Source organism: Mesorhizobium sp. M0898 (assembly GCF_040319695.1).
Classification (GTDB): Bacteria; Pseudomonadota; Alphaproteobacteria; order Rhizobiales; family Rhizobiaceae; genus Mesorhizobium.
In genome coordinates this window covers 121,656-141,983 of the sequence record NZ_JAMYOE010000005.1, presented here as the reverse complement: position 1 = coordinate 141,983, position 20,328 = coordinate 121,656, and the positions used below count along the sequence as shown (strand labels likewise).

General features: G+C 63.5%; 22 protein-coding genes. 14 read left to right on the top strand and 8 right to left on the bottom strand.

Annotation, left to right across the window (positions count from 1 at the left end; genetic code table 11):
• The first annotated feature begins 35 nt into the window (after nt 1-35).
• The 7 genes from murQ to NKH90_RS09410 all read left to right on the top strand — a co-directional run bounded on the left by murQ (nt 36) and on the right by NKH90_RS09410 (nt 8,363).
• Nucleotides 36-959, top strand: a complete 924-nt coding sequence (gene murQ / locus NKH90_RS09440; protein WP_352819165.1) for an N-acetylmuramic acid 6-phosphate etherase — start codon at nt 36-38, stop codon at nt 957-959.
• A 99-nt stretch (nt 960-1,058) separates the two neighbouring features.
• On the top strand, nt 1,059-2,579 hold the full coding sequence (locus tag NKH90_RS09435; protein WP_352819087.1) for an ABC transporter substrate-binding protein: 1,521 nt from the start codon (nt 1,059-1,061) through the stop codon (nt 2,577-2,579).
• 34 nt (nt 2,580-2,613) lie between these two features.
• Nucleotides 2,614-3,573 carry an ABC transporter permease gene (locus tag NKH90_RS09430; RefSeq protein ID WP_352819084.1) on the top strand — a complete coding sequence of 320 codons (960 nt, stop codon included), beginning with the start codon at nt 2,614-2,616 and terminating at the stop codon, nt 3,571-3,573.
• Entirely contained in the window at nt 3,573-4,412 is an 840-nt protein-coding gene (locus NKH90_RS09425) for an ABC transporter permease (RefSeq protein ID WP_352452396.1), read from the top strand. The genes NKH90_RS09430 and NKH90_RS09425 overlap by 1 nt, the downstream gene beginning before the upstream one ends.
• A complete protein-coding gene (locus NKH90_RS09420; protein ID WP_352819082.1) occupies nt 4,409-6,157 on the top strand; it encodes an ABC transporter ATP-binding protein in 1,749 nt (582 codons plus the stop codon). Before NKH90_RS09425 ends, NKH90_RS09420 begins: the two co-directional genes overlap by 4 nt.
• 68 nt (nt 6,158-6,225) lie before the next feature.
• Entirely contained in the window at nt 6,226-7,227 is a 1,002-nt protein-coding gene (locus tag NKH90_RS09415) for a serine hydrolase domain-containing protein (RefSeq protein WP_352819080.1), read from the top strand.
• A 5-nt stretch (nt 7,228-7,232) separates the two neighbouring features.
• Nucleotides 7,233-8,363 carry an anhydro-N-acetylmuramic acid kinase gene (locus tag NKH90_RS09410; RefSeq protein ID WP_352819078.1) on the top strand — a complete coding sequence of 377 codons (1,131 nt, stop codon included), beginning with the start codon at nt 7,233-7,235 and terminating at the stop codon, nt 8,361-8,363.
• Here the strand turns inward: NKH90_RS09410 and NKH90_RS09405 are convergent, their stop codons facing one another.
• Nucleotides 8,364-8,792 (bottom strand): GNAT family N-acetyltransferase, encoded by a 429-nt coding sequence (locus NKH90_RS09405; RefSeq protein ID WP_352819076.1) that lies wholly within the window; start codon nt 8,790-8,792, stop codon nt 8,364-8,366.
• Between the two features lie 49 nt (nt 8,793-8,841).
• Nucleotides 8,842-10,023 (bottom strand): MFS transporter, encoded by a 1,182-nt coding sequence (locus tag NKH90_RS09400; RefSeq protein ID WP_352819073.1) that lies wholly within the window; start codon nt 10,021-10,023, stop codon nt 8,842-8,844.
• Nucleotides 10,024-10,071: 48 nt separating this feature from the next.
• On the opposite strand from NKH90_RS09400, the gene NKH90_RS09395 reads away from it, so the two are divergent.
• Both NKH90_RS09395 and NKH90_RS09390 read left to right on the top strand, forming a co-directional pair.
• Nucleotides 10,072-10,611, top strand: a complete 540-nt coding sequence (locus NKH90_RS09395; protein ID WP_352452390.1) for an Lrp/AsnC family transcriptional regulator — start codon at nt 10,072-10,074, stop codon at nt 10,609-10,611.
• Nucleotides 10,612-10,813: 202 nt separating this feature from the next.
• The gene (locus NKH90_RS09390; RefSeq protein WP_352503014.1) at nt 10,814-11,077 is read left to right on the top strand and encodes a sigma-70 region 4 domain-containing protein; all 264 of its coding nucleotides are present in this window, start codon (nt 10,814-10,816) and stop codon (nt 11,075-11,077) included.
• Here the strand turns inward: NKH90_RS09390 and NKH90_RS09385 are convergent.
• The 6 genes from NKH90_RS09385 to NKH90_RS09360 are packed head-to-tail and all read right to left on the bottom strand — an operon-like array spanning nt 11,071 to nt 15,450.
• Entirely contained in the window at nt 11,071-12,330 is a 1,260-nt protein-coding gene (locus tag NKH90_RS09385) for an ABC transporter substrate-binding protein (RefSeq protein WP_352472226.1), read from the bottom strand. The two genes, NKH90_RS09390 and NKH90_RS09385, sit on opposite strands and share 7 nt — an antisense overlap.
• Nucleotides 12,331-12,378: 48 nt before the next feature.
• Nucleotides 12,379-12,807 carry a DUF4440 domain-containing protein gene (locus NKH90_RS09380; protein ID WP_352819071.1) on the bottom strand — a complete coding sequence of 143 codons (429 nt, stop codon included), beginning with the start codon at nt 12,805-12,807 and terminating at the stop codon, nt 12,379-12,381.
• 8 nt (nt 12,808-12,815) lie between these two features.
• Nucleotides 12,816-13,871 (bottom strand): aldo/keto reductase, encoded by a 1,056-nt coding sequence (locus NKH90_RS09375; protein ID WP_352819069.1) that lies wholly within the window; start codon nt 13,869-13,871, stop codon nt 12,816-12,818.
• The gene (locus NKH90_RS09370; RefSeq protein WP_352472221.1) at nt 13,868-14,227 is read right to left on the bottom strand and encodes a TIGR04076 family protein; all 360 of its coding nucleotides are present in this window, start codon (nt 14,225-14,227) and stop codon (nt 13,868-13,870) included. The genes NKH90_RS09375 and NKH90_RS09370 overlap by 4 nt, the downstream gene beginning before the upstream one ends.
• Complete coding sequence (locus NKH90_RS09365; protein WP_352452384.1) at nt 14,228-14,716, bottom strand: DUF3830 family protein; 489 nt, start codon at nt 14,714-14,716, stop codon at nt 14,228-14,230.
• A complete protein-coding gene (locus tag NKH90_RS09360; RefSeq protein WP_352502975.1) occupies nt 14,713-15,450 on the bottom strand; it encodes a GntR family transcriptional regulator in 738 nt (245 codons plus the stop codon). Before NKH90_RS09360 ends, NKH90_RS09365 begins: the two co-directional genes overlap by 4 nt.
• Before the next feature lie 125 nt (nt 15,451-15,575).
• On the opposite strand from NKH90_RS09360, the gene NKH90_RS09355 reads away from it, so the two are divergent.
• From NKH90_RS09355 to NKH90_RS09335, 5 genes are read left to right on the top strand one after another with little or no spacing between them, the layout of a single operon-like run.
• Complete coding sequence (locus NKH90_RS09355) at nt 15,576-16,373, top strand: ABC transporter ATP-binding protein (RefSeq protein WP_352612206.1); 798 nt, start codon at nt 15,576-15,578, stop codon at nt 16,371-16,373.
• Nucleotides 16,370-17,119, top strand: coding sequence for an ABC transporter ATP-binding protein (locus NKH90_RS09350; RefSeq protein ID WP_352819066.1), 750 nt, complete (start codon nt 16,370-16,372; stop codon nt 17,117-17,119). The genes NKH90_RS09355 and NKH90_RS09350 overlap by 4 nt, the downstream gene beginning before the upstream one ends.
• A complete protein-coding gene (locus NKH90_RS09345; protein ID WP_352819064.1) occupies nt 17,116-18,024 on the top strand; it encodes a branched-chain amino acid ABC transporter permease in 909 nt (302 codons plus the stop codon). Before NKH90_RS09350 ends, NKH90_RS09345 begins: the two co-directional genes overlap by 4 nt.
• Nucleotides 18,021-18,998, top strand: a complete 978-nt coding sequence (locus NKH90_RS09340; RefSeq protein WP_352819163.1) for a branched-chain amino acid ABC transporter permease — start codon at nt 18,021-18,023, stop codon at nt 18,996-18,998. Before NKH90_RS09345 ends, NKH90_RS09340 begins: the two co-directional genes overlap by 4 nt.
• Nucleotides 18,995-20,287, top strand: coding sequence for an NAD(P)/FAD-dependent oxidoreductase (locus tag NKH90_RS09335; RefSeq protein ID WP_352819062.1), 1,293 nt, complete (start codon nt 18,995-18,997; stop codon nt 20,285-20,287). The genes NKH90_RS09340 and NKH90_RS09335 overlap by 4 nt, the downstream gene beginning before the upstream one ends.
• The last annotated feature ends 41 nt before the right edge of the window (nt 20,288-20,328 follow it).

Below are 20,328 nucleotides of genomic sequence, written 5' to 3'. Positions count from 1 at the left end.
AGTCCTGCTCGCAGTCGCACTTGAAAGTAAGCGAAGTGGTCGAACAAGGGTTGATGTCGGAGCTGGAGCGGCTGGTTTCCGAGGACCGGAACCCGAAAACCATGGACATCGATCTGTTGCCGACCCTCGAGGTGCTGCGCAAGATCAATGACGAGGACAAAGGCGTTGCGGCAGCCGTCGAGAAGGTCATCCCCGATATTGCTGCGGCTGTGGACCGGATCGTGAGCGCGTTCCAGAACGGTGCACGCCTTGTCTATATGGGGGCTGGCACCAGCGGCCGGCTCGGCGTCCTCGACGCCTCGGAATGTCCGCCGACCTTTGGCGTACCCGAGGACATGGTGGTGGGCCTGATCGCCGGCGGCGTCGACGCGCTGGTGCACTCTGCGGAAGGCGCCGAGGACGATCCGAAACAGGGAATAAAGGCGCTGCAGGACATCAAGCTGACCGCCGACGACGTGGTGGTCGGCATCGCTGTCAGCGGACGCACACCTTATGTCATCGGCGGCCTGACCTATGCCAAGGAAGTGGGAGCCACCACCGTGGCGTTGTCCTGCAATCCTCGATCGACCATTGCCGGCATTGCCGATATTGGCATCTCTCCGGTGGTTGGCCCGGAGGTCCTCACCGGCTCGACCCGGCTGAAATCGGGAACCGCGCAAAAGCTGGTGCTCAATATGCTGTCCACCGCCAGTATGATCCGCATCGGCAAGAGCTATCAGAACCTGATGGTTGACCTCAATCCAAGCAACAAGAAGCTTGTCGCAAGGGCGGTCAGGATCGTGATGCAGACGACCGGCTGCGCGGCACAGCAGGCACGACAGGCACTCGACCAGACCGGCAATGATGTAAAACTGGCAATCCTCGTGACGATCACCGGCATGGGTGTCGAAGAAGCACGTAAGGCGCTTGCCAACGCGGGAGGTTTCCTGCGCAAGGCGATAGGCGAAAAGACGGTGTAAAACCGCATGGATACTGGGCCGATGTTCCGGGGCGTGTGTCCCTTTGAAGCGGTCCGGGGAACTGCAAGGCATCTGGTTTAACAATAATGGGAGACGACAATGGTACGGCACATTGGCAAGAAACTGCTTTCCGGCATGACGCTCGCGGCAATGGTTGGCATCGCCGCGCTACCGGTGCAGGCGAGTGCGGCGACGCTGCATATGGCGTGGTCGCAGGACGCCACCGGTCTTGATCCGCACAAGCAGACGGCATTCTCCTCACTGCGGCTGCTGGAGCTGATCTACGAACCGCTGGTGCGGCTCGACGCAAACCTGCAAATCACGCCCGCGATTGCCGATTCATGGCAGTTCTCGCCGGGCGGCAAGGAGCTGAGCTTCAAGCTCAATCCGAAAGCAAAATTCCAGAACGGCGCCGCCGTGACCTCGGCCGACGTCAAGGCATCGTTCGAGCGTATACTCGACGAGAAGACGGGTGCTGCGGCGCGCGCGAACTTTCTCTCGATCGCCAGCATCGACACGCCCGATCCAGCCACCGTCGTGTTCCACCTCTCGCAGCCGGACGTGCCGATCCTGACGGCGATGAGCGACGTCAACGCGGCGATCGTCCCGGCAAGCGAAATCGCGACTGGCTCGATCGGCACGACAACGATCGGCTCGGGTCCGTTCAAGCTCGAAAAATGGGATCCGAATTCCAAGGAAGTGCTTGTCGCCAACAAGGACTGGGCAGGCGGCGCGACCGGCGTCGACGGCATCGATATCAGCGTGCTGCCGGACGAGACGGCGATCCTGGCGGCGATGCGCACCAAGCAGATCGATTTTGCCCTGCTCAACGATCCGCTTGTCGCCACGCTGGTGCCCAAGGAAGCCAGCCTGCAGTTGAACCGCGTGCCGGTGCTTGCCTATCACGTGCTGCAGCTCAATCCCTCCCGCAAACCGATGACCGAACTCAAGGTGCGTCAGGCGATTTCCTGCGCCATCGACCGGCAGGAAGTGCTGGACACCGCCTCGCTCGGCGAAGGCAAGGTCACCGGCCCGCTGACCATCCCGGCACTGGCGACCGATCCGAAGCAGTTGTTCTGCTATAAGCGCGACATTGAGAAGGCCAAGCAGTTGATGGCCGAAGCCGGGTATGCCGACGGCTTTTCGGCGACCGTGATCGGCGCCACCGGCGAGCCGCCGACGGCAGCGGCGGAAGCCCAGGTGATCCAGTCGCAACTCGCAGAAATCGGCGTCAAGCTCGACATCAAGATGATGGAGCTCAACGTCTATGTCGACGCCTGGCTGAAGGGCGATTTCGACATGGCCGTCGCGCTGAACGGCGGCAGGGCCGATCCCTACACTATGTACAACCGCTACTGGACCAAGACGGGCAATCTGCAGAAGGTGGCGAACTATATCGACGACACGCTGGACAGTCTTATGCAGAAGGGCCGCACCGAGACCGACCCGGCAGCGCGCAAAGCGATCTTCGCCGACTTCGAGAAGCACATCACTGAGATGTCGCCCTGGATCTGGCTCTACACGTCCTACAGCTACACGGCACAGCAGAAGAATATCGCAGGATTCGAACCGGTGCCGACAGGCTCGCTGTTCAGCCTCGCCAAGGTGACGATCCAGTAGCTGCTTTGATGCCGGACGAGAGGATATTCTTCGCGTGAACTATCTGATGCGGCGACTGGCGACCTTCCCTCTCGTCCTGCTTGGCGTGTCCATCGTGGTGTTCCTGGCGATCCGGATGGTTCCGGGCGATTCGATCACGGCAATGCTGGGGACCGAAGCCGGCCTGCTGACGCCGCAGCAGCGCGATGCGCTTGCAGCTTATTTCGGCATCGACCAGCCCTGGTTCATCCAGTACTGGCGCTGGCTGCTTGGTCTTTTCCAAGGCAATCTCGGCCTTTCGTCCACCTATGGCAGGCCGGTGCTCGACGTCATCCTCGAGCGTTTCCCGCTAACGTTGGAACTCGCCCTGCTGTCGATGGTCATCGCCCTGCTTGTCGGCATGCCGGCGGGGATCTTTGCCGCCACCCATAACGAAAAGCTGTCCGACCTCGGCGTGCGCGTTGTCGCAATGATCGGGCAGTCGACGCCGAACTTCGTCCTTGCCCTGCTGATCATCTACACGCTGTCGGCGGGGTTTGGCGTTTTGCCGGCGATGGGCGAGTTTTCGCCGCTGTGGCAGGATCCGCTGCGCAATCTCGGCCAGCTGTTGCTGCCTGCGGTCACGCTTGGATTTGCCTTCGCGGCTTCGGTGACCCGCATATCGCGTTCGGCTATGCTCGATGTGCTCAGCGACGACTATGTCAGGACGGCGCGCAGCAAGGGCGTTTCGGCGCGCGGCGTCATCTGGCGGCATGCCTTGCCCAACGCGCTCATCCCGGTCGTGACACTGAGCGGCATAGAGTTCGGCTACCTCCTGGGCGGAGCTGTCATCGTCGAGCAGATTTATGCGCTGCCCGGTCTCGGCCGCATGGTGCTGGATGCCATCCTGCAGCGCGACTACGCGCTGGTGCAGGGAAGCGTGCTGTTCATCGCCTTCAACTTCATGATCGTCAATCTCCTCGTCGACCTTGCCTATGTCGCGCTCGACCCGCGTATCCGGCTAAGCGAGCACTGATGGCGACATTGCGGGCTATATTTGCGCATCCCAGTGGCCGCATCGGTGGTGCGATCGTTGCGCTTTATCTGCTGCTTGCCGTGCTTGGCATGCTGGGGCTGACGCCGCACAATCCGCTGACGCAGCACCGGGTCGAACGGCTGCATGCGCCTGACGGCACCTACTGGATGGGCACGGACCTGTTCGGCCGCGATGTCGCAAGTCGGCTGATGACCGGGATCGGCCAGTCCTTCATCGTGGCCTTCTTTTCGGTCGCCGTCGCGACACTGGCCGGCACCGTGCTCGGGCTGGCGGCAGCCTGGTTCGGGCGCCGCTGGGACGGCCTAGTGATGCGCATCATGGACGTTGTGCTGGCGTTCCCGGCGATCCTGCTGGCGCTGCTGATCGTCGCGGTTGCGGGACCGGGAACCTCGACCAGCGTCATTGCCATCGCCATCGTCTACACACCGATCTTCACGCGCGTCGTGCGAGGTCCGGCTCTGTCGCTCAAGGCGCGCGAATTCGTCGACGCGGCCCGCACGTTCGGCAGCAGTGCGGGCTATATCGTAACACGGCATCTGCTGCTCAATCTGGTGGCGCCACTGACGGTTCAGGTGACGCTGGCGCTGGCCTGGGCACTGCTGACCGAAGCCGGCTTAAGCTTCCTCGGGCTCGGCACGCAGCCGCCCGCCGCGTCGCTCGGCCTGATGCTGAGCGACAGCCGCAATCTGATGGAGACAGCTCCCTGGCTGATGATCTTCCCGGGCGTGGCGATCATGATCGGCATCCTCGGTTTCAACCTGCTCGGCGATGCGTTGCGCGATGTCCTCGACCCGAAGATGCGGAGATCGATCGCATGATCCCGCTGCTGTCCGTCAGCGGATTGCGCGTCGGCTTCGGCCGCAACCCGCAAGCCAATGAGGTCGTGCGCGGCGTCAGCTTCGATCTCGCCGACGGCGAAACGCTGGCCATCGTCGGCGAAAGCGGCTCGGGCAAATCGGTTACGGCGCTGTCGATCAATCGCCTTGTCGATTATGGCGGCGGCCGCATCACCGGCGGGTCGATCAAGCTGAGGCGGGCCGACGGCAGCACCTTCGACCTGACAGCCGCAGCCGAGCCGCAATTGACGAAGATCCGCGGGGGCGAAATCGGCATGATCTTCCAGGAGCCGATGACCTCGCTCAATCCGGTGCTGACCATTGGCTGGCAGATCGAGGAATCGTTTCGCCTGCATCGCGGCCTGACCGGACGACAAGCAACGGCGGCAGCCAAGGACGCGCTCGACCGCGTCCGTATTCCCGACGCAGCGAGGCGGCTGAAATACACGCCCAACCAGCTGTCGGGCGGCATGCTGCAGCGGGTGATGATCGCCATGGCGATTGCGTGCAACCCGCGCCTGCTCATTGCCGACGAGCCAACGACGGCGCTGGATGTTACGGTGCAGGCGCAGATCATGGCGCTGCTCGCCGAATTAAAGCAGGAAACCGGGATGTCGATGATCTTCATCACCCACGACATCGGTCTGGTTGCAGGCATCGCCGACAAGGTGATGGTGATGCAAGGCGGAGAAGCTGTCGAGCAGGGCGCATTGAACCAGATATTGGACGATCCGCGGCATCCCTATACGCGGCATCTGCTTCATGCGGTGCCGCATTTCGCCGGCGGCAGTGCCGCACGCAAGGACGTGCAACGCAAAACGCAAAAAGCTGCCGAGCCGGCGCTGAAGGTCGATGGCCTCGTAGTGCGGTTTCCGGTCAAGGCTGGGTTTTTCAGCCGCGCCAGCGGTGCCGTGCACGCGGTGGACGGGGTGGATTTCGAGCTAATGCCGGGCGAGACATTGGCGGTCGTCGGCGAGAGCGGTTCCGGAAAGTCCACTACCGCCCGCGCGATTCTGGGGCTGGTGCGCCCGACGCACGGCACAATCTCGGCCAGCACGCGCAAGCCCGTCACCGGGCAGAGCGCCCTTCCCATGCAGATGGTGTTCCAGAATCCCTATGGCTCGCTCAATCCCAGACTCACCATCCAAAGCATCCTCGCAGAGCCTGTGATCGCTACCGGCGGACGGATAACTGCTGAAACGCGGGCGAAAATGGCCGCGCTGCTGAAACGCGTCGGCCTTCCGGAAAACAGCCTGCAGCGCTATCCGCACGAATTCTCCGGCGGCCAGCGGCAACGCCTGTGCATCGCTCGCGCGCTGATGCTCAATCCTTCGGTTGTCGTCCTCGACGAAGCGGTTTCGGCGCTCGATGTGTCGGTGCAGGCCAGGGTGTTGGAGCTTTTGATCGAGCTGCAGCGTGAATTCGGGCTGGCCTATCTGTTCATCTCGCATGACATGGCTGTCGTCGAGCGGATCGCCCATCGCATCGCGGTCATCTATGCCGGCCAGATTGTCGAGATCGGCGATGCCAGATCGGTGCTCTCGGAGCCGAAGCACTCCTATACCAAACAGCTTATCGCGGCCGTTCCTACTATAGACCGGCGGCATGAACGTTTCGAGCTGGACACGCGCCAAGTCCCCTCGCTCGTGCGTCCGCTGGGGTTTGAGCCGGGGCCGGCCAATTGGCAGCAATTCGGGCCGGATCATAGGGCACGGGTGGAAGCGTGATGATTGTCGCTCGAAAGCATGCAGAGTCAGACGGACAGCCCCTCGCTGCCTTCCAAACGGAGGCGTAGTTGATCGACCATGATCTCCTCTCCCGCGCATTCGCCCCGCTCGAAGCGGCCGTAGCCGCATCGCGCATTCCGGGCGGCGTGCTCGGCATAGTTGACGGGGACGGCGAACGCATCGTCCGGGCAATCGGTTGGGCTCAAACCGTGCCCAAGATACGGCCGATGCATGTCGGGACATGGTTCGACCTGGCCTCGCTGACCAAAATCATCTTCACCACGTCGCGTATCCTGGCACTGGCGGAAGAAGGCGTCATCGACCTCGACGCGCCGCTGATTTCCGTCCTGCCCGACCTTCGCCAATATGACGAAAAAGCCTGGGAACGGAACGTAACGTTTCGTCAGTGTCTCGGCCATCAGACACCGTTTCCCGCCGTCGCGCCGATCTACACCTATGGCCACGATCCGGACCTGCTGCGCGCCTTCATCCTGCAGCGCGAATGGCAGGCTGGCGAGCCGGTCTATTCTGATATCAACTTCATCCTGCTCGGCTTCGTCCTGGAGCGCCTGTCTGGCAAGACCATTCGCGACATAGATCCCGGTCCGGGCTTCGCGTTCTCCGCCGAACCGGATCAAGCGGCGGCGACCGAAGACTGCACATGGCGCCATCGCGTGCTCTGCGGCGAAGTCCACGACGACAATTGCTCGGCCTTGCAAGGTGCCGGTCACGCTGGCCTGTTCGGAACGGCGGCTTCGGTCCTCGACTTTGCGCAAGGGCTGCTGGACGGGACCGGCGCGTCGCAGCGTTCGATCGCGCTAATGCGCACGCCCTTGTCGGCAACCCGCACCCATGGCTGGGAGCGACCCTACGAAGGCTGGTCCGGCGGCCGGTTATGCAGCCCCGAAACCATCGGGCATACCGGCTTTACCGGTGTCGGGCTGTGGGTCGACTTCGACAAAGGCAGAGCCTGGACCTTGCTCACCAACCGGATCCATCCGACACGTCATTTCAACAGCGGGATCGCAGCGCTTCGCCAAGCGGTCGGCGATCTCGTCAACGGAGCCTGACAACCATGAATCCGAAAAATGGCGGACCCATGTGGGCCGTCGGCCTGATGACCGGCACCGTGCTGGACGGCAATATCGATGTCGCGCTGATCAAGACCGACGGCGAACGGATTGACGACTTCGGCATCTACACGCTGGCCCCCTACCCGCAGTCGATCCGGACCTTGCTGGAAGAGACGCTGCGGCAGGCAAGGAGCTGGAATTTCACAGGGCCGGAACCGGCAATCTTCCACGAGGCAGAGGAAGCGCTGACGCGCGCCCAGTCCGCGGCAGTCAAGGATCTGGTCGAAAGCCACGGGCTGACGATGGCCGATATAGGGGTCGTCGGCTTCCACGGCCAGACCGTGCTGCACCGTGCCCCGCAAGTGGGCCGACTGGGCCAGACCCGCCAGCTTGGCGACGGCGAGCTGATGCATGCCATCCTTGGCACCAGGGTCGCCTATGACTTCCGCTCGGCCGACATGCGCGCCGGCGGCCAGGGCGCGCCGCTGTCGGCCGCCTATCACGCCGCGCTGCTGCGCGAAGCCGACGCCACCGGCGACACGGCGGTGCTCAATCTCGGCGGCGTCGCCAACATCACCTGGTGGGACGGCACGGACAATGTTGTTGCCTTCGACACCGGGCCCGCCAACGCACCGCTGAACGATTTCATCAAATCGAAGGGGCTCGGCGAAATGGACCGCGACGGCGCCCTTGCCCGCGCCGGCACGGTCGACGAGGCACGGCTGGCCAAGCTCCTGCAGCATCCGTATTTGACCAAACCCTATCCGAAATCGCTGGACCGTTTCGATTTCGGCGCCTCGATGGCGGACGGAATGAACACCGAGGATGGCGCAGCCCTGCTGACGGCCTTCACCGCGGCCGCCGTCGGCAAGGCGCTCGATCTTCTGCCGCGCCGGCCGAAGCGGCTGGTGGTCAGCGGTGGCGGTCGACACAACCCAACGATCATGGCCATGCTTGCCAGCCGCGCTGGCGTGGAAGCGGTTCCGGCCGAGGCGCTTGGCTGGAAGGGCGATGCGGTGGAGGCGGAGTGTTTTGCGTTCCTGGCAGTGCGCGTGCTCAGGGGCTTGCCGATCAGCTTTCCCAGTACGACCGGCGTGCCCCAGCCGATGCGCGGCGGACGCCTTGCCGGCTAACTAAGCCAACAATTTCTTCTGCAGGAAGATACGGCTGCGGCCAATGGGGAAATCGGCAAGCACGCCGAAGGGCAAATAGCCCTGGCGCTCATAGGCCTTGGCGGCCTTGGGATTGAACGTGTCGATCCAGGCGCCGTGACAGTCGCGCGCGATCGCCTCCCTCTCGGCCGCCTGGAGCATCCTGCCGGCCATGCGGTGACCGCGCAGTTTTTCATCGACCCAGAGCCATTGCACATAGAGCCAGCCCCAGGCTGTATATCCCGAGATGCCGGCGACAATAGCGCCGTGCTCATCGCGCACGAACACGGCCAATGCCTTCCTGCAGGAGGCGCCGACATCACTGTCGTTGAACGCCGCAAGCCGCTCTCCGAGAAAAGCCAGCTCGTGCGGCAAGGGGTCGGCGGTTGTCTCAAGCGTTGTATTGTCCATCCACCAAGCATCTATCGAAGGACGGGACCGAGACGCAAGCCTTGCTGTGCTATAGCTTCGGCGAACGCCACGCCGCTGCCGCAGCAGCGATTAGCATGAGCAAGGCTGCAACCACCGCGGATGCCGCAAAGCCGAACGTGGAATAGAGCGGTCCGAACGCCGTGGTGCCGACGAACACCGCGAGATAGGTCACCGCGCTGTTCAAACCCATAATCGTGCCGCGGCGCGCAGGGTCGAGTGCCGAGAGGCGCATCACCAGCACGTTCAGCCCGAAATGATTGGCAAGGCCCCAGACGGCTATCACCGCTATGGTCAGATGAAAACTACTGCTTGCCGCGGCAATCGCGACATAGACGACCGCGACGAGCAGGTAGGCAAACGGCATGACACGCCGCGCACCCAGGCGATCGATAACGCCGTCAAGAAGCGCCGCCGCGCCAAAGCCGACACCATAGGCGAGCGCGGCCAGCCCGTTCGCGCTGACCGGCCGTCCCAAGCCGTTGTGAAGGTGATCGCCAAGATAGCCGTAGATGCCGTAGAACGCGGTCATGAAGGCCGCGCAGGCGACCAGCAGCGGCACTATGCCCGGAACGGCCAACGCACCCAGCGGCGTCGGTGCCGGACCGCTCTTCCTGACATCGCTGAGCGAGGTCAGCGACAGGCTGGCCAAGGCGAGTGCTGAGAGCACCGCGACCGCAGCGAATACCGCGCGCCAATGCACCAGATCGGCAAGCACGGCCGACAGCGAAACCCCGGCGACCATGCTCAGCGTCCAGCCGGTCAGCACGACGCCTATGGTGCCGCTTTCGCGGCCGGGCGGCGCAATCGCGGCGGAGCTGGCATAGATTGCCGGCATGGCGACACCTGCAGCGATGCCGGCGAGAAGCTGGGCCGCGACCAGCGCCGTCACGGTCGGCGCAGCGGCGCTGGCGACGAGCGCTATCGCCAGCAGCAGCAACGCCCCTTGCAGCATGCGGCGGGCGCCAAGCCGATCGATATAGCGCGCCAGGAACAAGGCGCTTGCCGACGTCCCGAGCCCGAACGCGGCCGACGCGATCATAACCGCCGGCACGCTTGTGCCGAAGGACGCGGCCACCGCCGGCGCGATCGGACCGAGCACCAGCGAGTTCGAGCCGATCACGGCAATGCACCCCGTCAGCAGGTAAGCGAGTGCCGGGATTGGCGGCTTGGGCGCCGCTGCGAATGTGGCGACTTGATCAGTGTTCGACATATGGCAATAATGGCCGTATTAAATTCTGCATCAATCGGGAATTTTAATATGGATGAAGAAACAGATGGCATTCCGCAGAACAGGCCCGCCGCCCGCGATATCGATGCAACCGACCGAAAAATATTAGGCGTTCTGGTCGACGACGCCACGATCAGCTATGCCGAGCTCGGCGACCGCGTCGGCCTTTCACCGCCGGCAGCCCATGAACGCGTCAAGCGCCTCCGGCGCAGCGGCGCCATCCGCAACACCGCGGTCATCATCGATCCCAAGGCGGTGCACAAGCCGCTGCTTGCCTTCGTCCATATCGACACAAAGGGGTGGGGAAAGACGCCGGAGCTGATGGCAATCTCCGAACACCCCGAAGTCGAGGAGATCCATTCGGTGGCCGGCGACACATGCATGCTGATCAAGGTCCGCACCGAGGACACGCGGGCGCTCGAGGGCCTGCTGTCGCGCCTCTACGAAACACCCGGCGTCACCTCGACCCGAAGCTATGTGGTCCTGTCGACCTATCTCGAGCGGCCGGTGCAGCCGGGGATAACGACGGAATGGCCGACCCCCCGGCACATGGCCAAGCCGCTTTATTAGCTCAAACGGTCCTCACGCGTATCCAAAGTCGAACCGGAAACGTCTCAGGCAAGCATCCTGTGGTCATCCGTCGGGCCGGTTCGTTTGCGCCGGTTCTTGGATCCGACTGGATGCCTGTTGCGCAACCGGAGACACGCGATGAGAAAATTGATCGTGGGCAGCTTCATTTCGCTGGACGGCGGGCCAGGGCGCGGATCGCGCCATCGAGCGGCTGGTGATCCATCTGCCGCCCAAGGAGCGCGCCTGCGTCCTGCTCAAGGATGTCTTCGACTATTCGCTGGAAGAGATTGCCGATCTCGTCGGCTCGACCGTGGGTGGTGTCAAAGCTGCGTTGAACCGAGGCCGCTCTGGGCTGGTGCGGTGGTCGTTTCCAGGCCGGCCTGACCAGCAACAGGACATGCAAGTGTCCGGCATCAACCTCAATGGAATGGGATCGATGCCGGACAAGACATGGGCGGCTTACTGAAGCTTCGCCTGCAGGGCGTTGACGTCATCCGTCGTCATTTCGCCGTCGGTCGTCACCTTGCCGTCGACGATCTTCCAGAGGCGGAACGGGCCGGTGATGTCGCCGTATTTGTCGAAGGCGACCGGGCCGATGACGCCTTCGTAGCGGATCGGCTTGCCATCCTTGATCAGGCCGAGCGCCTTGGCGAACTCGTCCTTGCCGGCATAGATCGGCGTGCCGGCCGGGTCGACCGCCTTGTACATCGCCTCCTTGATCTTGGCCGGATCCTCGGAGCCCGCAATGGCGATGGCCAGGCCGACGATGGCGCCGGCATCATACGACCGGTCGGCCGCCGGGTTCGACGGTTCGATGCCCGAAAATTCCTTATAGTTCTTGGTGAAATACTCGGTCGATGCGGTCGGGCTGGTGCCGGAGGAAGTGCCGTACGCATCCTTCAGATAATCCGCGCCAACGGATTCGATGAAGTCCGGGCTGTTCATGCCGTCATTGAGCAGGAATTTCTGGACACCGCCCTGCGAAATCCAAGTGCGGGCGATGGTTGCGCCGTCGACAGGCGTGCTGACGAGATAAAGCCCGTCGGGCTCGCCGGCCATCGCCGCCGTCACTTCCGAGGCATAGCTCGACTGCTTTTCATTGTAGGGCGTGTCGGAGACGATGGTGCCGCCGAGTGCCTTATAGGCGCGCGAAAATTCCGCCACCATGTTGACGCCGAAGTCGTTGTTGACGTGGATGACCGCCAGCTTCTTGAAGCCTTTGTCGATGGCATATTTGGCGGCGGCGACGCCCTGCAGCGCATCAGATGTGATGGTGCGGAAGAAGATGCCGTTGGTCTTGCCGTCGCGCCCGAGCGCCGTCAGCGTCGGCGACGAGGAAGCAGGCGACACCTGGACTATCTTGGCCGGAGCGGTGACCGAGGTCAGGATCGGGATCGACACCGAGGAGATGATGCCGCCGATGATCACTGGCACCTTCTTGACCTGCACGAGCTGCGTCGCGGCGTCGACCGCAATGTTGCCCTGGCTCTGGCTGTCGCGCGTGTCGGTTGCGAGATCGCAGCCGCGGACGCCACCCGCATCGTTGATGTCGCGGAAGGCCATCTCGACCGATTTGGCGCCGGCCTGGCCGTACTCGCCGGCCGGGCCTGTCAGTTCCATGACGAGGCCGACGGTGATCTTGCAATCGGCGGCTTGCGCTGCGCCGGCCGCTGTCAGCAGTGCGAGCGCGGTGGTGATCTGAAGTATGGTCTTTTTCATTGTTGTTCCCCTTTCGTTACACGACTCTCATTGATGTCTTGAGCCTGTTCAGCCTTCCGGCATCTGCAGCCAGGTTTCATGCAGATGTCGCCATTCGACGCCGTTGGGCGCCGATGAACTGGTGGTGAAAACGGCACTTGAGCGGCGGCGGCTATGTTTGCCGGCGCGCTGCTGCGCTTCGATGTAGCTGACGACGATCGTGTCGCTTTGTTGCCAGCCGGCCCGGATTTCCTCGATCGAGATGGTGAAATCGCCGTCACAAGTGGCGCGGCTTGCCCTGACATGGTCGAGCACCGCGTCACGATCGAGGACCTGGCCGTCCGGCACAACCATGCGGAAGCCTTCGCCCATGACGCGTTCGAAGCGCCTGAAATCTGAATTGTCCGCACTCGCCGCATTGAACCAGTCGACGAAGAAGCGGTGGAGATCGACCACCTCGGCGCTGGCGCGGGAAAGCAAGGAGGGCTTTTCGTCCATGGCCGCGTTCATTTCCTGCCTGCATTCAAATTGTAATGCATGATCGAGCCGTGGCGGCCGTGACGGTCGCGTTCCAAAGTGTAGACGTCTCCCAGCGGCCCACGGCTTTGCGCGATCACGGCAGCGATCCTCGCCCGGTCGTCGGCATCGAGCGCGACGTCCATGATTCTGGCATTGGCAAGGGCGTGCGCCTGGTTGCGAGCGCCGACGATGATGGCCGCCACTTGCGGCTGCTCCAGCACCCAGGCGCTGGCGATGGTGGCGATATCGACGCCGTGGCGGTCGGCGACGGCCTTCAGTGTGCGAAGCAACTCCTGGAAAAGCTCCCAGCCACCAAAGTCGTCAATGATCAGCTTGTATTTGACCAGCGATCGGTTTTCGAGCGGCGTCTGCGGCTCGGCAGCGCCAAGCCATTTTTCGCTGAGGAAGCCGCCAGCCACCGAACCGTAGCAGAGGAAACTGACGCCGTGCCGGCTGGCGAGCGCTGCAAGGCTGTTGGCTGGCCGCTGGTCGAGCACCGAGTATTGCAATTGCTGGCTGACCAGCGGCACACCGGCGGCCAGGATCTCGGCCAACCGCGGCGTGTCGAAGTTCGTGGTGCCGATGTTGCGCACCTTGCCTTCCCTGCGGATTTCGTTGAGCCAGCCCATCGCTTCGACATAGCCGGGCAGCGCATAGTCCCACCAGTGGAACTGCACGAGATCGAGCCGCTCGGTCTTCAGCCGCCGCAGCGATTGCTCGACGATGCTGCTGATGTAGTCGCGGCTGATCGTGGAAAGCCGTTCGAGGTCAGGCACCAGCTTGGTGTGCACCTTCATCTTGGCGGCAGCATCAAGGCCACGCTCATTGGCAAGGCGCAGGCGTGCCGCGCCGATCAGCTCCTCGACACCGGTATAGATATCGGCGCAATCATAGGTCCTGATGCCGGCGTCGAAGGTGGCGATCAGGTCGGTTACCGCCTGTTGGCGGTCGATCGCGCCGTGCCCGCCGGCAAGCTGCCAGCCGCCGCGAATAACGCGCGAGATCGTATAGCCGGGGCTGAGCTCGAAAGCCTTGGCGGTCATCTCCGGTCATTCTCCTTCGGCAGCGGCACCGCCGTCGTTTCGGCATGGCTGAACCGCCGCTTGCCGGTCCTGACGATCCTCAGCCGGCTGGCACAATTGGGATCCGGACAAGCGATCTCGGCGTCCGACGTCATCCAGTCGTTCCTGTGGGTCGGGCGCTGCTTTGCGGCCAGAAGCGGCAACACTGCCGCAATGGAATAGATCGAGAAACCTTGCCCCGCCGGCATCGACAGCATCTCGCCCTTCAACTCGAAATAGTCGCCGGGCTTGGCGCCGCAATAGATCGGCTTGCCCTCGGGGATAACCGCCTCGACGCGAAGGTCGAAGAGCTCAAAACTGTCGTCGGTCTCAGCCATTCAGATCTCCACCCGGGTGAAGGTGATGTCGCAGGCACCGTTGCGGCGGATCACGCCACAAGCAGCTGCGAATTTGTCGCGATCCTCAGGCACCACCTGCGCGACGACGCTTCCGGCAAGCCAGCCGATCGGGAACAGCAGGCGTGCACCCGCTCCGTAGAACAGGCCGACGTCAAAGATGGCATTCGGGTTGCCGCCCCACATGCGCGGCGGCACGTAGGACAACACGATGTCGCCCGGCTGCGGCGTCAGCGTTGCGTTCTCCGCCGGCAAGGGCCTGGCATAGGTTTGGCCCTCAAGTTCGGCTGATGGAACCGGGCAGGAGATTTCCGGCCCCGTCCACATAGCATGGATGCCGGAAACGACGCGCGGCTGCTCGAGATACGCCAGCAGGAAGGCGGCGTTGTCGGGCGCCTTTTCAGGCAACAGAAGCGCGGTCACGGAAAGCTTCGAGCGTGGCTCGGTGATGCTGATGCCAGGCGCCGTCATGCCCTCAATCCTTCCTTGCTTGTGGATTGGAGCTTGTCGCGCAGAAAGGCGAAGGGCCGGCTGATATCGGCCACCAGCGCCTCGCGCGCCGCTTGCGCATCCTGCCTCGCAAGCGCTGCGACGATGCTGCGGTGGTAGTGGGCCGTATCGACCTCGCCGGCGTCGGAGAAGGCGTAGATGGCAACGCGGATGCAAGGCCCGGATTGCAACCACAGGCTCTCGATCATCGGGATCAGCACGGCGGAACCGCAGCAACGGTAGATCTCGAAGTGGAAGCTCTGGTTGAGCGTGGCCTCGCGGTCGATATCCTTCTTGTGCTTCAGCGCCCGCATCTCGTCCCATTCGCCGAGCATGGCCTCGACCGAAGCAATCTGGCGCGCGTTCATGCGCGTGGCGGCCAGGGCGATCGCTTCGCCCTCGATCAGGGAGCGGGCCCGCAAGAGGTCGTCGATGCGCTCCAGCGTGATCGGCGGCACGCGCACCGAACGGTTGGGAAGCGCCTCCAGCGCCTTCTCGGTGATCAGCCGTCCGAGCGCCTCGCGCACCGGCATGGTGCTTGTGACCAGCGCGTCGGCGAGGCCGCGGATGGTTAGCACCTGGCTCGGCTCGAAAAGGCCGCCGATCAAGGCGCGGCGCAGCTCCGAATAGACGCGATCCTGCACGGTCTCGCGGCCGACCGGCGTAAGCTGGGCTGCGATCACCTCATTGTTCTTTTCGATGGCGGCCTTCTGCATGGGCAATCCCGGTCTTGGCCGTTTTCGGCTTGCGGAAGAAATTAAAGCCGAATAGCGTGATCAAAGCAAGTGTGATCACAAATCAAATCATTGGCGGCGAAGATCGCTTTCGGCCTGAGGGATTCATGGGCGACACGACGGAACGGCAGGAGGAGATCCGCACGCCGGTTCTGACGGCCAGGAACGTCGTCAAGCGCTTCGGCGGCCTCGTCGCGGTCAACAATGTCTCGTTTGACGTCCGGCCGGGTGAAATACTCGGCCTCATCGGCCCGAACGGCGCCGGCAAGACCACGATGTTCGACCTGCTCGCCGGCAGCATTCTGCCGACCAGCGGCGAAATCCTCCTCAATGGCGTATCGGTGTCGGGGGAAGCAGCCCATCGGCGCATCGGCCGCGGCCTTGGCCGCACGTTCCAGATCCCCCGGCCCTTGCCTAACCTGACGCTGATCGAAAACGTCATGCTGGCCGCGCAAGGACAGACTGGAGAAAAACTGCTCGCCAATTTCCTGACGCCCCGGCGGGTCGCTGCCGAAGAAAGGGCTGCCGAGACAAGAGCCGTCGAACTGCTCGAGCTCGTCACGATCGCTCACCTCGCGCACGAACCTGCGCGCGTGCTTTCAGGCGGCCAGCGCAAGCTGCTCGAGTTGGCCCGCGTGATGATGGCCGACCCGGCGATCATCCTGCTCGACGAGCCGGCGGCCGGGGTCAACGCAACCCTGCTCGAGATCATTATCGATCGCATCCGCGACATCAATGCGCGCGGCATCACCTTCCTGCTGATCGAGCACAATATCGACATGGTGACGCGGCTTTGCCACCGCGTCCTGGTCATGGCAAGCGGCCAGCTTCTGTGCGAAGGCACCCCGGAGGAGGTGGCGCGCGACCCGCGCGTCATCGAGGCCTACCTCGGAGGCACGGCATGAGCCAAAAGGTACTCGATGTCCGCGATCTCGAAGCCGGCTACGAGCCTGGCGTTCCGATCGTGCGCGGCGCTTCGATCACCGTCGACCAGGGCGAGATCGTCGTCGTTCTCGGTCCCAACGGCGCCGGCAAGTCGAGCCTTATCAAGGCCATCGCCGGCCTTGTCCCGATCACCGGCGGCACGGTGCTGCTGGACGGCAAGGATATCACGGCGTCGCCCGCTCACATCATGGTCCGCCGTGGCCTTGCTTTCGTGCCACAGACAGAGAACATCTTCCCGCTGATGTCGGTCGAGGACAATCTCAGGGTCGCCTGCGGCATCCTGAGGCCGCGCGAGGTCCCAGCCCGCATCGAGGAGATGTATGCGGCCTTTCCCGATCTCGCCCGTCAGCGCAGAACGGCCGCGGGCAATCTGTCGGGTGGACAGCGGCAGATGCTGGGCGTCGCCCGGGCGTTGATTGTCCATCCCAAGGTGCTGGTGCTCGACGAGCCGTCGGCCGGCCTGTCGCCGAAATTCGTGGCGATGGTGTTCGAGATGCTGGCCGGCATCCGAAAGTCCGGCGTCACCATCCTGCTGGTCGAACAGAACGCCAAGGCAGCGCTTGCCATTGGAGACCGCGCCTATGTGCTGGTCGAGGGCAAGGAGCGGCACCAGGGCGTCGCCTCCGAGCTCTGGAACGACCCGGTCGTCGCTGAACTCTATCTTGGCCAGCGCCGCCTCGACCTTGGACAAGGAAGCGCGGCATGAACCTGCAATTCGTCGTCGACGGACTGCTGGCAGGGTCGATGATCGGCCTCGGCGCCATCGGCGTGACACTCACCTATTCGATCCTGCGCTTCTCGAACTTCGCCCATGGCGACTTCATGGCCTGGGGCGCCTATGCGACGCTCGCCGTGGTTGGCGCCATTGGCGCGATTTTCGGCAAGATCGCGCCGATCGCGCCCCTCTCCTTCGGTTGGCCGTTGATCGTCGCGCTCATCATCGGCATGGCGGCCACCGGCCTGCTGGCGCTGGTGCTCGACATAGTGCTGTTCGCGCGGCTGCGGGCCAAGGGCCAGGCGATCATCGTGGTGATGGCCAGCTTCGGCGCCTCGATGGCGCTGAGAAGCCTGCTCGAATTCATCTTCACCTCGCGTCCGACCTATTTCAGCCGGGCGATCCAGATCGCCATGCCGATAGGTTTCGGCATCCGCATCACCCCGGACCAGATCGCGCTGCTGCTGCTGACCGCCGTGCTGGTGCTCGGCGTGCATCTCCTGATGACGCGGACCCAGACCGGCCGCTCAATGCAGGCATTGAGCCAGAACGCGGCACTTGCCCGCATCGTCGGCATCGACGTCGCCAGGGTGGTGCGCGTCACCTGGATCATCGGCGGCGCGCTGGCCTGCGTCGCCGGCGTCATGATCGGCATTCTCATCCAGGTCCGCCCGTTCATGGGTTTCGAGATGCTGCTGCCGATGTTCGCGGCCGCCATCCTCGGCGGCATCGGCAGCGTGCCTGGCGCCGTTCTCGGCGGCCTGATCATCGGCATGGCCGAAGCGGCTGCCGTGCATTTGATCGGCGCCGAATGGCGGGCAGCCGTCTCGTTCATCATCCTGATGGCGGTGCTGTTCGTGCGGCCCATCGGCCTTTTCGGAGCGAGGGAACGCTGATGGATCTGCTCAGCTACGGCGCCTTCTTCCTGACCACCGCGCTGATCTTTTCGCTCATCACGCTCGGGCTCAATCTGCAATGGGGGCTGACCGGGCTTTTCAATGTCGGGGTCGCTGGTTTCGTTGCCATCGGCGCCTACACCTCGGCGCTGCTGACCACGCCCGACGATGCCGCGCGCCTGGGCGGCTTCGACCTGCCGATCCTTATCGGCTGGCTTGGCGCCATGCTGTTGGGCGGCGTCACCGCCGCCATCACCGGCATTGCCACGCTACGCCTGAGATCGGACTATCTGGCGATCACTACTTTCGGCGTCGCCGTCGTCGTGCAACTGGTAGCGCTCAATGCCCAGAAGCTGACCGGCGGGCCGTTCGGCATCGGCTTTATTCCGCGTCCGTTCGGCGGTCTTGCCGAAACGCCGTTGCTGTTCAACCTTTCGAACCTTGCAATCGTCTCGGTGGTGACGCTGATCGTCTATCTCGCGCTGGAGCATCTGTCGCGCAGCCCGTGGGGGCGCGTGTTGAAGGCGCTTCGCGAGGATGAGCGGGCCGCGATATCCCTAGGCAAAAGCGCACGGTTCTACCGCGTCCAGGCCTTTGCCGTCGGTGGCGCCATCATGGCGCTTGCCGGTGCGCTGCAGGCGCATTTCACCGGCTTCATCGCCCCGGACAATTATTTGCCGGCACTGACTTTCCAGGTCTGGGTGATGCTGATCGTCGGTGGCTCGGGCAGCAACATCGGCGCCGTCATCGGCAGCATCCTGGTCTGGGCGATATGGGCAGGATCGGGAGCCTTGACCAGTATGTTGTTCTCGCCGGAACAGCAGGCCCGCGCCGCTTCGCTGCAGATCGTCGCCATCGGCGTGATGCTGTGCGTCATCCTTCTGGTCAGGCCGAACGGCCTGTTTGGCGACAGGCCGCGGCGTCCAAGGTTCGGCAAGCGTGCACGCGTGGCCCCGAGCGAGAGCGGCTCATGAACGGCGTGACCGGGCCGCACGGCGTTTCCCTTTGGCATGCCGTCAGCCGCAGTCGCCGCGACCGGCCCACCCTCGAAGGCGCACTCGATGTCGATCTGGCAATTGTCGGCGGCGGGTTTTCAGGCCTTTCCACCGCGCTGCACAGTGCCGAGAAAGGCATCTCGGTTGCCGTCATCGAGGCGGAAATCATCGCCTGGGGGGCAACCGGCAGGAATGCCGGCTTCGTCGTCCCGAATTTCGCGAAAAGAGACCCCGACAATATCATTGCCCAACTCGGGCCCGAACGCGGCGAACGCCTTGTCGATTTCGCCGCCGGCAGCGCCGACCTCGTCTTCGACCTGATCAGGCGGCATGCCATCGAATGCGATGCCGTCCAGAGCGGCTGGATACAACCAGCCCATTCACCGGCTGCTTTGCAAAAGACCAGATCGCGCGCCGAACAATGGGCACCGCGCAGAAGGCCGGCTATTGCGCTGGATAGACAGGCGGTCGAAGAGCTGACCGGCGTTCGCGGTTATCTCGGCGGCTGGATCGACAGATCGGGTGGCGTCCTCAATCCGGTCGAATATGCGCGCGGATTGGCCGACGCGGCGGAAAAGGCCGGAGCGCGCATCTTCGAGCATACGCGTGTCGCGTCGATCGATCACATAGGCGATGGTTGGGCTTTGAAGACGGCCTCCGGTTCGGTACGCGCAGGAAAGGTGCTGGTCGCCACCAACGCCTATGGCGGAGCGCTGGATCGGGCGTTGCAGCGAACCTATTTCCCGCTGAAAATCTTCCAGATCGCGACAGCGCCGCTGCCGCGCGAAATACGCACTCGCCTGCTTCCTGGCGGGCAAGGCGTCGGCGACACAAGACGCAATCTCTTCACCTTCCGCTTCGACGGCGAAAACAGGCTGATCACCGGCGGCATGCATGTTTTTGGCCCCGGTGCCGACACGCGGGTGCCGCGGGCGATCTGGCGGCGGCTTGCCAGATATCTCGATCTCCCGGACATCCCGCCGCTTGAATACAGCTGGTCGGGGATGGCTGCCGTCGAGCCCGACTTCCTGCCGCACCTCGTCGATCTCGGCCCCGGGCTGATCGCCGGCTTCGCGTGCAACGGACGCGGCATCGCCATGACCACTGCGATGGGCAAGGTGCTTGCGGATTGGGCTGATGGCACAAAGCCTCAGGATTTGCCGCTGCCGTTTGCGCCGCCGTCGCCGATCCCGTTCCATAGCCTGATGCGGCATGCACCAAACATGGTGCTCCCCTGGAGCATGCTGCGCGACCGGCTGGATGGCTGATCGACGTGCGTCTCTGGCCGCCGTCCTGATACCCGAACTGC

What these genes read in the sequence shown, in the direction of transcription:
- NKH90_RS09345 (WP_352819064.1), top strand. Translation starts at nt 17,116, where the DNA reads ATGAACCTGCAATTCGTCGTCGACGGACTGCTGGCAGGGTCGATGATC.
- NKH90_RS09380 (WP_352819071.1), bottom strand. Translation starts at nt 12,807, where the DNA reads ATGGACGAAAAGCCCTCCTTGCTTTCCCGCGCCAGCGCCGAGGTGGTC.
- NKH90_RS09395 (WP_352452390.1), top strand. Translation starts at nt 10,072, where the DNA reads ATGGATGAAGAAACAGATGGCATTCCGCAGAACAGGCCCGCCGCCCGC.
- NKH90_RS09365 (WP_352452384.1), bottom strand. Translation starts at nt 14,716, where the DNA reads ATGACGGCGCCTGGCATCAGCATCACCGAGCCACGCTCGAAGCTTTCC.
- NKH90_RS09370 (WP_352472221.1), bottom strand. Translation starts at nt 14,227, where the DNA reads ATGGCTGAGACCGACGACAGTTTTGAGCTCTTCGACCTTCGCGTCGAG.
- NKH90_RS09420 (WP_352819082.1), top strand. Translation starts at nt 4,409, where the DNA reads ATGATCCCGCTGCTGTCCGTCAGCGGATTGCGCGTCGGCTTCGGCCGC.
- NKH90_RS09410 (WP_352819078.1), top strand. Translation starts at nt 7,233, where the DNA reads ATGAATCCGAAAAATGGCGGACCCATGTGGGCCGTCGGCCTGATGACC.
- NKH90_RS09355 (WP_352612206.1), top strand. Translation starts at nt 15,576, where the DNA reads ATGGGCGACACGACGGAACGGCAGGAGGAGATCCGCACGCCGGTTCTG.
- NKH90_RS09335 (WP_352819062.1), top strand. Translation starts at nt 18,995, where the DNA reads ATGAACGGCGTGACCGGGCCGCACGGCGTTTCCCTTTGGCATGCCGTC.
- NKH90_RS09385 (WP_352472226.1), bottom strand. Translation starts at nt 12,330, where the DNA reads ATGAAAAAGACCATACTTCAGATCACCACCGCGCTCGCACTGCTGACA.
- NKH90_RS09400 (WP_352819073.1), bottom strand. Translation starts at nt 10,023, where the DNA reads ATGTCGAACACTGATCAAGTCGCCACATTCGCAGCGGCGCCCAAGCCG.
- NKH90_RS09425 (WP_352452396.1), top strand. Translation starts at nt 3,573, where the DNA reads ATGGCGACATTGCGGGCTATATTTGCGCATCCCAGTGGCCGCATCGGT.
- NKH90_RS09360 (WP_352502975.1), bottom strand. Translation starts at nt 15,450, where the DNA reads ATGCAGAAGGCCGCCATCGAAAAGAACAATGAGGTGATCGCAGCCCAG.
- NKH90_RS09375 (WP_352819069.1), bottom strand. Translation starts at nt 13,871, where the DNA reads ATGACCGCCAAGGCTTTCGAGCTCAGCCCCGGCTATACGATCTCGCGC.
- NKH90_RS09435 (WP_352819087.1), top strand. Translation starts at nt 1,059, where the DNA reads ATGGTACGGCACATTGGCAAGAAACTGCTTTCCGGCATGACGCTCGCG.
- NKH90_RS09350 (WP_352819066.1), top strand. Translation starts at nt 16,370, where the DNA reads ATGAGCCAAAAGGTACTCGATGTCCGCGATCTCGAAGCCGGCTACGAG.
- NKH90_RS09405 (WP_352819076.1), bottom strand. Translation starts at nt 8,792, where the DNA reads ATGGACAATACAACGCTTGAGACAACCGCCGACCCCTTGCCGCACGAG.